Source organism: Anoxybacillus sp. CHMUD (assembly GCF_013096965.1).
GTDB lineage: Bacteria > Bacillota > Bacilli > Bacillales > Anoxybacillaceae > Anoxybacillus > Anoxybacillus kestanbolensis_A.
In genome coordinates this window covers 1-11,689 of sequence record NZ_SDLG01000032.1, presented here as the reverse complement: position 1 = coordinate 11,689, position 11,689 = coordinate 1, and the positions used below count along the sequence as shown (strand labels likewise).

Genomic DNA, 11,689 nt, shown 5'->3' with positions numbered 1-11,689 from the left:
AATGAAAAAAGGAAGACAAGTAGGGGGGATTGTTCAGAAAACAGCCGGAATCGTGATGGTTTTACTTGGTATATTAGATACGATCACTTATTGGTTTTAAAGTTAGGAAAAGGAGGGAAACTCAATGGGAATGTTTGGAGGTTCTTTTATGATGGTTGGGATCATGTTATTTTGGGTTGTATTAATCGCCATTGGTTTTTATCTCTTACATCGTTTTATCAATGATCGTAAAGAAGAACTCTCTCCGATAGAAATATTGAAAGTACGATTAGCCAAAGGAGAGATCTCTTTAGATGAATTTGAACAGCTATCCAAAAAATTGTAGTCGTTATATTGTATACAGGAGATGCGATTTACCATTGCTCCCCCCTTTTTTCATTTCATATAGATGAAGGAAGTTGTTGATTGCATTGTCAACAACTTCTTTTTATCTCCATAATAAATTCATATTTTTTATTTATAATAAGCCAACTACATAAAATTTTGGAGGGATGCGTATTGCAATTCGGCAATATTGTAGTTCAAGGCGAAAATCTTTTGCTCGTAAGCAGCTTACTGATTAGCTATGTTATGTTTTATTACGGCATTAAGATATTAAAAATAGAACGAAACATCATGGATTTAATTTTTAACAGTTTTATTAACGGTGTACTCATTTGGAAATTTAGTTATGTCTTTTTACATCCGAATTCAGTTTTACAAAATCCGATGACAATCCTTTATTTTAACGGGGGATATGTTGGCATTAGTATGGGGATTGTTTTTATCACGGTCTATACTTGGTTATACGTAAAAAAGCAGAATATTCCTGTGGCTTCTTACACACGAGCAGTAGTTCCGGTATATTTTGGCTATTTTAGTACTTTTGCATGGATTCGAGTAATGGAAAATTCCCAAAATTATTTCATCATTTTGCAAGCAATAGTAGCGATTTGTTTTTTTATAGTAGCATCACGAGTCAAAATTCAAAAAACTTTATTGCAACTTCTTATATGGTTCCATCTCATTCAATTCGAACTAGCCCTGTATAAAAAATATTTTGTAAATACAGGAATCATATCAAAAGAAGTATGGTTGTATGGCTCTCTCGTTATCGTTTTTATATGTATTTCATATTGGTTAGAGAGGCGAGAAAGAGAAGCGGCTCTTGGGGACGAGAACAAGGGGCGGAGAAACGCAATGACCCAACTCGCTTTAGGTGTGATGATGGTAAGTATTGCTGTAGCTTCTGTTTTTAACAATCAACAGGAAGAAGGAAAGATCAAATCAAAGCCGGTCGTGTCTACTTCATTGGATTCGGGAAAAATCGGCACGAATAAAGGAGAAGTTGCCCCGGATTTTGAATTACTTTCAATTACAGGGGATAAAATAAAATTGTCTGATTTGCGTGGAAAAACGGTGATATTGAATTTTTGGGCTACTTGGTGTCCGCCTTGTAGAGCTGAAATGCCAGAAATGCAAAAGTTCTACGAAAACAATAAAAATAACAATGTAGAAATTTTAGCAGTCAACTTAACGAATAGCGAAAGAGGTCCTGATGCGGTGAACGATTTTGTGAAAAATAAGGGAGTGACATTTAAAGTTGTGCTTGATGAGCAAGGGGACATTGGAAATCTATACGGTGCAATAACGATCCCCACTTCGTATATCATCGATAAAAACGGGGTTATTAGAGATAAGTATATAGGTCCTATGTCTTATGAAACGATGGATCGCATGATCTCGAATATTCAATAAAAACTAAATAATGATCCCTCCTGAGTGGACAGTAACAAGAATTGTTGCTATTCACTCAAGGGGGGATTTCGGGAGTATATTAAAAACCTGTGAACCCACCAAACAAATCTGTAAAAAAGATAATGATCTTTGTCATCCAATCAAAAAACAGCATAATTCCCATGATAATCATAAGAACCCCTCCGACTTTGACGATGACAGCGTTATATCTTTTTATCCAATTCAACTTGCTGATAAAAAATGACATGATGAAAAAAGGTACAGCAAACCCTAATACATATGCGAACATATATAACATAGCTGCACTCGGTTTGGTAGCTGCTAACGCGATCACTGATACAAGAATTGGACCTGTGCAGGGAGTCCAGCCCGCTGCGAATCCTATGCCAATTAAAATAGAGCCAAAATAACCGGAAGGCTTGTTGCGGAAAACTAACCGTTTATCTTTCATCATAAAGGAAGGTGAAAATACACCTAAAATGACGAGACCAAAAAAGATAATGAACAAGGCACTAATTTGTCTGATTAAATCTTGGTAATCAACGAATAGTTTTCCTATTACAGAAGTACCAAAACCAATAGCGATGAAGATGACGGAAAAACCGAGCAAGAAAAAGAATGTATGGAGTATTGCGCGTTTTTGAAGCATCCCATTTTCTTTCTTTATTTCATCAACGGATACCCCAGTAATGTAAGATAAAAAAGCTGGATATAGCGGTAAACAACAAGGGGATATAAAAGACAGTAATCCCGCTCCGAAAGCTAGAAATACATTGATATCGTTCATATTGATCGATCCTCTCTCTTCAATCTTGATAACGATACTGTAAAATAAAATTGTGAATTTTTTGTGGAAAATTGGATTTTTCCTACTTAGTGTTTATTATGGATTGTTGGCGAACATGATTTGTGAGATATCCTAGTTGCGCTTTATACCCATTACCGGTATAATGTAATTGAAGAGGTGATGTTTTATGAACCATTGTGAAGATCATAATATGGATAAAAAAATGGTTCCACGAACGGAACAGGAAATCGAAAGCATTATCAAGCGCTTGAAGCGCATTGAAGGACAAGTGCGCGGGGTGCAAAAAATGGTCGAAGACGATCGGTATTGCATCGATATTTTAGTGCAAATTTCAGCGATCACGGCAGCGTTAAATAAAGTAGGATTGAACTTGCTAGAACGTCATGTTGGCCATTGTGTGTCGAAAGCGATTCGCGAAGGAAGCGGAGAAGAATCCATTCGTGAATTAATGGATGTCATTAAACAGTTCTCAAAGTGAAAGGAGTGGGAAGCATTATGAGTGAACAAAAGCATGTCACACTTAGAGTGACCGGCATGACATGTGCCGCGTGTGCCAATCGGATTGAGAAAGTATTAAATAAGATGGATGGAGTAGAAGCCAATGTCAATTTGGCAATGGAAAAAGCAACGATTAAATATGATCCATCGAAGCAAACGATCGCCGATATCGAAACGAAAATTGAGAATTTGGGGTATGGCGTTGCGACAGAAAAAGTGACGCTCGATATTGAAGGGATGACATGCGCGGCATGTGCGTCACGGATTGAAAAAGGGTTAAATCGGATGGAAGGTGTGACAAGCGCTGCTGTAAACTTGGCGACAAACAGTGCTGTTGTCGAATACAAGGAAGGCGTTACATCTGTCGAAGACATTTTAGAAAAAATCAAAAAGCTTGGGTACAAGGGGCAGATTCGAAACGAAGAACAAGACGATGCTGGCCGGAAAGAAGAGCGGCTGAAACGAAAACAACGGCAACTCGCGATTTCTATCATCTTATCGTTGCCGCTGCTTTATACGATGCTTGCCCATATGCCGTTTGATATAGGCTTGCCGATGCCGCATCTGCTGATGAATCCGTGGTTCCAGCTTCTTTTAGCTACACCCGTTCAGTTCTACATCGGCGGTCCCTTCTATGTCGGGGCGTACCGGGCGTTACGAAACAAGAGCGCTAACATGGACGTTCTCATAGCGCTTGGAACATCGGCTGCGTACTTTTACAGCTTGTATGAAGCTTTTCGAACGATTGGGAATCCTGAATATATGCCAAGATTATATTTTGAAACGAGCGCCGTCTTGATTACGCTTGTGGTTGTCGGAAAATACTTTGAGGATCTTGCGAAAGGGAGAACAACCGAAGCGATCTCTAAGCTGTTGAGCCTTCAGGCAAAGGAAGCGACTGTTATCCGTAATGGGGAGGAAAGAAAGGTTCCGCTCGAGGAAGTGGTGATCGGCGATACGATTCTTGTCAAGCCAGGAGAAAAAATCCCGGTAGACGGTACGGTCATCGCCGGGGCATCTTCCGTAGATGAATCGATGATTACTGGTGAATCGATTCCAGTTGATAAGAAGGAAGGCGACTATGTGATCGGGGCGACGATGAATACGAATGGCGTACTGACCATTCGTGCCGAAAAAGTCGGAAAAGATACCGCGCTGGCCAATATCATTAAAATCGTTGAAGAGGCGCAAGGGTCGAAAGCCCCGATTCAGCGGATGGCGGATACCATTTCCGGCATTTTCGTACCGATTGTTGTCGGAATTGCTGTCGTTGCATTCATTATATGGTACTTCTTTGTTGCGCCGGGTGATTTGGCAAAAGCGCTTGAAGTGGCCATCGCCGTTCTTGTCATTGCGTGTCCTTGTGCGCTCGGTTTGGCCACACCGACATCGATTATGGTCGGCACCGGCAAAGGGGCAGAACAGGGAATTCTCTTTAAAGGAGGTGAGTACCTAGAGGGAACGCATAAAATCAATGCCGTATTACTGGATAAAACAGGAACAGTGACAAAAGGAAAACCGGAAGTGACAGATGTGTTACAATTCCAAGAAAACATGCTTGACTATGCCGTTTCAGCCGAGAGCGCTTCGGAACATCCGTTGGCTCATGCGATTGTTGAATACGGGAAGAAACAAGCAATTTCTATTAAGCCATTGGAGCATTTCTCTGCCATTACCGGCCACGGAATTGAAGCTGTCATTGACGGAAAAAGCATCCTTATTGGAACGCGAAAATTGATGAAGGAGCGCTCTGTAGAGATTTCTGTGCATGAAGATAAAATGGTAGAGCTTGAAAAACAAGGAAAAACAGTCATGCTCATTGCGATCGATGGACAGCTTGCCGGCATCATTGCTGTCGCGGATACAGTAAAAGAAAGCTCCAAAGAAGCGATTCAAACATTAAAACAAATGGGTATCGAAGTGTACATGGTAACGGGAGACAATAAACGGACAGCGGAAGCGATCGCAAACCAAGTGCACATTGATCATGTCTATGCAGAGGTGCTGCCGGAAGACAAAGCGAAAATCGTCGAGGAATTGCAAAAACAAGGGAAACGAGTCGCGATGGTCGGTGATGGAATTAATGACGCTCCAGCTCTTGCGAAAGCGGATATTGGGATGGCGATTGGCACAGGAGCGGATGTCGCGATCGAAACGGCCGATGTTACCTTGGTCGGTGGGGATTTAGCCCATATTCCGAAAGCGATTGAGTTAAGCCGCAAAACAATGAAAAACATTCGGCAAAACTTATTTTGGGCATTATTTTATAATAGCGTTGGCATTCCAGTCGCTGCAGCTGGGTTATTACAACCATGGATCGCTGGGGCAGCGATGGCATTTAGCTCTGTATCGGTTGTGACAAACGCGCTTCGTTTGAAACGCGTGAAAATATAAACATTTAAGGAGGAATGGATGATGACGATTACATTACAAGTACAAGGAATGACATGCGGACATTGCAAAGCGGCGGTGACAAATGCCCTTCAAGAGCTAGATGGCGTCAGCCGCGTCGAAGTACATTTGCAAGAAGGTACAGTCGATGTAGATTATGATGAAACAAAAGTAAGCGTAGAAAAACTGAAAGAAGCGATTGAAGAGCAAGGATATAATGTGAAGTAACATGAAAGAGAGAGGGTGTCTCAAAAGTGATCACTTTTGAGACACCCTCAAATAGTATTATGATGACATTTTACGGCATTCTTCAGCACACTGACGGCATAAATTGGCACATTCCTGACAGTGTGTATCTTGGAATTTTGCACATTCAGCGGCACAAGCATCGCAAATTGTCGCGCAAAGTTGGCAAAACTCCTTCGCATACATGCTTCCGCGAGACATCCATTGAGCCGCCATGGCACAAATATCTGCACAATCCCTTAAAATGTTGATACAATGTGTTCTAGCCTGTACGTCAGCTGCTTTTAAACATGAAGTCAGACATTCTTCACATGCTTGCACACATTTGTTACAAGCATCAATACACGTTTGAAATTGTTGAAATGATGAATCAATAACCGTTGTCATATATAATCACTCCTTTTGATTTAAATTCATTTTTATTTTTTTCTAACTAAAAAATAATATACTGGAAATACGAACCAAGGACAAAAAATAAGAGGCTGTCTCAAAAGGTTGCTAAATCGACCTTTTGAAATCAGCCTCTTTTACTTACTACGATAAATCGTTATTCCCCTTTATTCGTTGTGTCATTCGGATCTGGGGTATAGTCCGATTTGTAATCGGTATATTTTACTTCTGTGACCATTCCGGCTGAAGCATGGTGCAAGTCATGGCAATGGAACATCCAATTTCCCGGATTATCCGCTTTAAACGCGACGACATATTCTTCACCAGGGTTTACATTTAAGGAATCCTTTATCAATGGAGAGCCTGTGACCGGCTTGCCGTTTTTGCTTAATACTTGGAAGAAATGTCCGTGTAAATGCATCGGATGTACATCTTTTGGTGAATTGTTCACAATTCTGACTTTTACTAAATCTCCTGTCTTCACATTAATAGGCGCTGTGTCAGGATACGTTTTCCCATTAATCGTGAAAATCATGCCATTTTTGCCCATAGCGGTTCCTAAATCCATTGTGTACTCTACATCATATTTTTCGTCTAACGTAAATGGACCTGTTTCATATTTTCCGTATGTTGTCATATCCACGACAGGAAGGTTTTCTTTTGCATTTTCTTTATCCGTATTGTTTGTCTGGTCTTCGTATTGAATTTTCACTTTCATGCCATCGGTACCTTCCATATCACCATGACATTCTAATAACCATTCACCCGGGTTATTCGCGATAAATTCAATATCATAACGTTCACCCGGAGCAATATTTAAAAGTTCATCTTTGATTGGTTGCGGATCTTTTAACGGCTGCCCGTCAGTTGCGACAATTTTAAACTCATGACCATGCAGGTGAAGTTTGTGGGCCATGTATCCTGCGTTTACAAGGCGAAGCCGCACCTTTTCGCCTTTTTTCACTTTTAACGGTTGGACAGCAGCCCCGCTTTTTCCGTTAATCGTGAAAATATCGTACATATTCATGTTATGTCCCATGCTGCTCATATCCATTTGTTGATTATCAGAGCTATTTCCATTATTCATATTACTATGATCCATGCCGCTCATATTCATGTCCATATGGCTTTCGGCGTCCGGGTCGCTCATCCATTCATCTAACACAAGTGTATAATCTCGATCTACTTTTTCTTCATTTTTCGGTTCTACGATTAATGTACCGTATAATCCCTTGTCCACTTGCTCGGCGCTTTTTTGATGGGAATGATAAAAATACGTTCCCGGCACGGTTGCTGTAAATTCATACGTAAACGTTTCACCCGGTTTAATGGCGTCCATCGTGACACCCGGTACTCCATCTTGGTTATTTGGAACAGGGTAGCCGTGCCAGTGAATCGTGATCGGTTCTGGCAATTCATTTTTTAAAACAATTTTCACATTATCCCCTTGCTTTACGCGGATTTGCGCACCGGGTACCGATCCATTATACGTGTATACCGGAAGTTTGACTTGATCGTTGATTTGTAATAACGCTTCCTTCGCAGTAAGGTTAATCTCTTTCCCAGATAATACTTCTGTATTGGTTGCTAAAGGTAATTGCTGCTTACTGGATTCATTAGAAGTATTTTCTTTTTTTGTATTCATGTTGGACATGTCGTGTCCTTGCATCGAAGAATTATTTGAGCAAGCTGCACCAATCGCAACAACTCCTGCCAAAACAGTTCCTAACAATAATTTCTTCATCGCTTTCCCTCCATAAACTTGTGATGTAAGTCATAGTAACATCATCATAAAAAATAAATGTGCAAAATTTATGGAGAAAAATTATATTTTTTTCACACGAAGTAGTTCGAAGATTAAATTATTGTTTGACATAAAAAAGATAAGCCACTACCTATAACCGGTTAATTGCGGTTATAGGTAATAGCTTGTTTGCCCATTTGTATCCAAGCTTGAATAAATTCAGACTTAGGTGCTTTTTTATTTTTCGTACCTGTCAATGGGTCATTAAAATAAATATATTTCTCATCATATCCGGTGATTAACACGGAATGCTCCCGGTATGTTATTTTTATAGGGCCTTGCGGGGTCTGCCATTCAATAAATTCAGACGGAGGAAGTATACGAAAGGTTGTGTTGGTAATAACCCAAACTGGGGTACCTTCAGACAAATACTTATATATTTCTTCAAATGATTGTCCTGTTAAATCAACGATTTGGTTTGGTAAATAAATCTCGGCTAATTCTTTTATAGGTTTATGATAGACACCATATCCCGGTTTCTTTATTGTATACATGTCACCAACAAACCCTTCATTTGGATGTCCATAAAATACTTTTCCATTATGTATTCGATAAGGGGTTGGATTTTTCTTTATTTGCTTCGCTAGTGTCATCTTGTCTACATTGATTCCCGCGTGATTCAAAAGCATTGCCAGACTTGTTACCTCGCACCCCCTTGGTAGTTCTGGGAGTTGCGAGAAAAGGGGGGCATCAATGAGAGCTGATTTAACCGGGATTTGTTCTTTTGAATGTCTAGATGATGGATTTCTCGCTTCAACTTTATTTTTATATGATGTTTTCTGTACTAGATTGTTTATAGCGTCGACCATATTTTCAGAATTTACATAATGGAAAAATAGAGTTAAAAACAATAGGAAAAAAGCGATATAGGATCCTATTGCTAGTTTATATAACTTCTCATTGGTTGGCTTTCGTAAAAGAAAAATAGAAAGTGAAACAATCATAAAGGCTAAAAAAAGTATAATCCCTAACATGACAGCTGCACCCCTTTGTTAAACTTGCTGTTTTTATATTATCGACTAAATATGCAGAAACAATGGAGATGATTCTTATCATGTAATTATGTAACAATTATGTAACAATCTCAAAAAATCCATAATTTCTCCACATTTTATTGTTTTAATATGTTAGAGGAATGAAAATATCGCAAGCAGGTCAAGTTCCCAGTCACAAAGCGATGCCATGCATGTTCGGAAGAGAAGCCAAGCAGCTTTCCTAAAAGATGTAAAAGATGAATAGCAATGATCACCGTATCTTCTTGTTTCACCAAATGACGATTGCGACGTTGAAGATAGAATTGAATTTGTGACAGCTGGGCAGAAACAAAAAAGAAAATGACTGCATATTGTTTTTGAATCTTTGCTTGATCTGTAGTAAAATGAAAGTGCTCTTGCATGGGGATTCTCCTTTCGAATGTTGGATAGCACTTTCATTCTACAGGAAATCCACAAGCAAGGGCTATTTTTATGCTTACTCGATTTTATCTAGCACCACGGGTTCTATAAAATTTAAATTTAATAAAGTGGGGGAATAGCAATATCATGTGCGGTTTTATTGGTTGTATTCATGATCATCCAAGAATCATTGATGAAAAATGGAAAGAAACGTTTCAAGAAATGAATAATATCATTACTCATCGCGGTCCTGACGATGATGGTTATTTTTTTGATGAATACGTGAATTTTGGATTTCGACGCTTGAGTATTATTGATCTTGAGGCAGGGCATCAGCCATTGTCCTATGAAAATGAGCGATATTGGATCATATTTAATGGGGAAATCTACAACTATGTGGAATTGCGAGAAGAATTGCTTGCAAAGGGATATAAATTTACTACTCATTCCGATACTGAAGTCATTATTGCTCTTTATAGTGCTGAAAAAGAAAAAGCTGTAGAAAAGCTTCGAGGTATGTTTGCTTTCGTCATCTGGGACAAACAAGAGAAAACAATTTTTGCGGCACGTGACCCGTTTGGCATAAAACCATTTTTCTATATGGAACAGGGCGACCGTACGTTTTTTGCTTCCGAGAAGAAAAGTATTTTGCTAGCTCTTAAAAATGATTTATTAGACTATGATTCACTGCAGCATTATTTAACATTCCAATATGTACCTGAACCAATGACGATGTCTGTTGGTATTAAAAAGTTAGAACCGGGTCATTATATTAAGAAAAAAATCGGTGAAAAATTAACCATTCATCGCTATTGGAAAGCCAAATTCCAACCTATCATCAAATCAGAAGATGGACTTGTCAAAGAAATTCGCAACGCGCTGTTCGATTCCGTGCAAGTGCATATGCGCAGCGATGTGCCGGTAGGTTCGTTTTTATCAGGAGGAATTGATTCATCCTTCATTGCAGCAATTGCTAAACAATTCAATCCTAATATCAAGACATTTTCTGTCGGCTTTGAGCGGGAAGGCTTCAGTGAAATTGATGTGGCAAAAGAAACAGCGGAAAAGCTGGGCGTTGAGAATATTAGCTATGTCATTTCACCAGAGGAATATATGGCGGAATTACCGAAAATTATGTGGCATATGGATGATCCACTTGCCGATCCTGCGGCAGTACCGCTTTATTTTGTTGCCCGGGAAGCAAGAAAGCATGTAACGGTCGTTCTTTCCGGTGAGGGAGCTGACGAGTTATTTGGCGGTTATAACATTTATCGTGAGCCACAGTCATTGGAACTTTTTGAGCGAATGCCAAGTACGGTTAAATCAGCTTTGAGAGTGATTGCAGGGCTACTCCCGGAAGGAATAAAAGGAAAAAGCTTTATTGAGCGCGGTACAACACCAATGGAAGAACGATATATCGGCAATGCGAAAATGTATAGCGAGACAGAAAAACAAGAACTGCTAAAAGGATATAAGAGGGGATTAGAATATACATATATTACAGCTCCTTTTTATAGAGAAACAACTCATTATCCTCCTGTAAACCGGATGCAATATATTGATATTCATACATGGCTGCGAGGCGATATTTTATTAAAAGCGGACAAAATGACAATGGCCCATTCATTAGAGTTGAGGGTTCCATTTTTAGATAAAAAGGTATTTGAAGTAGCCGCCAAAATTGCTCCGGAAATGAAAACGACAAACAAAACGACGAAATATATTCTACGAAAAGCAGCAAAAGGAATTGTTCCAGATCATGTTTTAAATCGCAAAAAATTAGGATTTCCGGTGCCAATTCGTCATTGGTTAAAAAATGAAATGCATGATTGGGCGAAAAATATTATAAAAGAAAGTGCAACAGATCATTTATTTAATAAAGATCTATTGTACCGTTTACTAGACGAGCATTGTAGCGATAAGGCAGATCACAGCCGAAAAATTTGGACCGTTCTTATCTTTATGATTTGGCACCAAGTATATGTGGAAAAGAAATACGATTTTACAAATGTATATAAAAAAGACAAGCAGCTGCTATCAATCTAATTTGATTAATTTGTGATTTCCTGTCTTCTTATTTGCACCCAAGCTTCTAAAATTCAGCTTTTGGGTGCTCTTTTATTTTTCGTACCTGTCAACGGATTATTAAAATAAATATGTTAATCATCATCCCATCAAGGAATTACAAGATCAGATTATTACATGCAATCAATGAATAATTAATAAATGAGTGATGAACCGTCAACTTAATAGGTTGGCGGTATTTCTAAAGAAGAGGGATATTTTTTTATTATGTAACTATTCACTCCGATAGTAGTATGTAAAGAAGCGCAACACAAATAGGGCATCCCCGTAATAGAAAATGCCCTAAGTGGTAGAAAGAACGCGATCAAGCGTGTCACCCGTCAACAGAAGACATAA

Annotated in this window: 10 protein-coding genes and 1 pseudogene; 6 read left to right on the top strand and 5 right to left on the bottom strand. The window is 39.1% G+C overall.

Going from position 1 to position 11,689, the window contains the following annotated elements:
• Positions 1-124 precede the first annotated feature (124 nt).
• Positions 125-325 (top strand): SHOCT domain-containing protein, encoded by a 201-nt coding sequence (locus ETB99_RS14080; RefSeq protein WP_171700890.1) that lies wholly within the window; start codon positions 125-127, stop codon positions 323-325.
• A 173-nt stretch (positions 326-498) separates the two neighbouring features.
• Positions 499-1,737: a redoxin domain-containing protein gene (locus ETB99_RS14075; protein ID WP_375153722.1), complete on the top strand. Its 1,239-nt coding sequence runs from the start codon at positions 499-501 to the stop codon at positions 1,735-1,737.
• 79 nt (positions 1,738-1,816) lie between these two features.
• On the opposite strand, the gene ETB99_RS14070 is transcribed toward ETB99_RS14075, so the two are convergent.
• Complete coding sequence (locus ETB99_RS14070) at positions 1,817-2,524, bottom strand: cytochrome c biogenesis protein CcdA (protein ID WP_047817982.1); 708 nt, start codon at positions 2,522-2,524, stop codon at positions 1,817-1,819.
• A 187-nt stretch (positions 2,525-2,711) separates the two neighbouring features.
• On the opposite strand from ETB99_RS14070, the gene ETB99_RS14065 reads away from it, so the two are divergent.
• Genes ETB99_RS14065 through copZ form a run of 3 tightly spaced genes read left to right on the top strand, consistent with a single transcriptional unit; the run spans position 2,712 to position 5,662 of the window.
• A complete protein-coding gene (locus tag ETB99_RS14065) occupies positions 2,712-3,023 on the top strand; it encodes a metal-sensing transcriptional repressor (protein ID WP_042535805.1) in 312 nt (103 codons plus the stop codon).
• A 17-nt stretch (positions 3,024-3,040) separates the two neighbouring features.
• Positions 3,041-5,437 (top strand): heavy metal translocating P-type ATPase, encoded by a 2,397-nt coding sequence (locus tag ETB99_RS14060; RefSeq protein WP_171700889.1) that lies wholly within the window; start codon positions 3,041-3,043, stop codon positions 5,435-5,437.
• Between the two features lie 21 nt (positions 5,438-5,458).
• Positions 5,459-5,662, top strand: a complete 204-nt coding sequence (gene copZ, locus ETB99_RS14055; protein WP_171700888.1) for a copper chaperone CopZ — start codon at positions 5,459-5,461, stop codon at positions 5,660-5,662.
• Positions 5,663-5,719: 57 nt separating this feature from the next.
• Here the strand turns inward: copZ and ETB99_RS14050 are convergent, their stop codons facing one another.
• From ETB99_RS14050 to ETB99_RS14035, 4 genes and pseudogenes are all read right to left on the bottom strand, one after another.
• Positions 5,720-6,067, bottom strand: a complete 348-nt coding sequence (locus tag ETB99_RS14050) for a four-helix bundle copper-binding protein (protein WP_082816570.1) — start codon at positions 6,065-6,067, stop codon at positions 5,720-5,722.
• A 160-nt stretch (positions 6,068-6,227) separates the two neighbouring features.
• The gene (locus tag ETB99_RS14045) at positions 6,228-7,814 is read right to left on the bottom strand and encodes a multicopper oxidase family protein (RefSeq protein WP_171700887.1); all 1,587 of its coding nucleotides are present in this window, start codon (positions 7,812-7,814) and stop codon (positions 6,228-6,230) included.
• Between the two features lie 161 nt (positions 7,815-7,975).
• Positions 7,976-8,848, bottom strand: a complete 873-nt coding sequence (locus ETB99_RS14040; protein ID WP_042411611.1) for a C39 family peptidase — start codon at positions 8,846-8,848, stop codon at positions 7,976-7,978.
• Positions 8,849-9,030: 182 nt separating this feature from the next.
• Positions 9,031-9,270: pseudogene (locus tag ETB99_RS14035) on the bottom strand (IS982 family transposase); the annotation flags it as partial.
• 145 nt (positions 9,271-9,415) lie between these two features.
• Between ETB99_RS14035 and asnB the strand changes: the two are divergent.
• Entirely contained in the window at positions 9,416-11,314 is a 1,899-nt protein-coding gene (gene asnB, locus ETB99_RS14030; protein WP_171700886.1) for an asparagine synthase (glutamine-hydrolyzing), read from the top strand.
• The last annotated feature ends 375 nt before the right edge of the window (positions 11,315-11,689 follow it).

What these genes read in the sequence shown, in the direction of transcription:
- ETB99_RS14080 (WP_171700890.1), top strand. Translation starts at nt 125, where the DNA reads ATGGGAATGTTTGGAGGTTCTTTTATGATGGTTGGGATCATGTTATTT.
- ETB99_RS14070 (WP_047817982.1), bottom strand. Translation starts at nt 2,524, where the DNA reads ATGAACGATATCAATGTATTTCTAGCTTTCGGAGCGGGATTACTGTCT.
- ETB99_RS14065 (WP_042535805.1), top strand. Translation starts at nt 2,712, where the DNA reads ATGAACCATTGTGAAGATCATAATATGGATAAAAAAATGGTTCCACGA.
- ETB99_RS14060 (WP_171700889.1), top strand. Translation starts at nt 3,041, where the DNA reads ATGAGTGAACAAAAGCATGTCACACTTAGAGTGACCGGCATGACATGT.
- copZ (WP_171700888.1), top strand. Translation starts at nt 5,459, where the DNA reads ATGACGATTACATTACAAGTACAAGGAATGACATGCGGACATTGCAAA.
- ETB99_RS14050 (WP_082816570.1), bottom strand. Translation starts at nt 6,067, where the DNA reads ATGACAACGGTTATTGATTCATCATTTCAACAATTTCAAACGTGTATT.
- ETB99_RS14045 (WP_171700887.1), bottom strand. Translation starts at nt 7,814, where the DNA reads ATGAAGAAATTATTGTTAGGAACTGTTTTGGCAGGAGTTGTTGCGATT.
- ETB99_RS14040 (WP_042411611.1), bottom strand. Translation starts at nt 8,848, where the DNA reads ATGTTAGGGATTATACTTTTTTTAGCCTTTATGATTGTTTCACTTTCT.
- asnB (WP_171700886.1), top strand. Translation starts at nt 9,416, where the DNA reads ATGTGCGGTTTTATTGGTTGTATTCATGATCATCCAAGAATCATTGAT.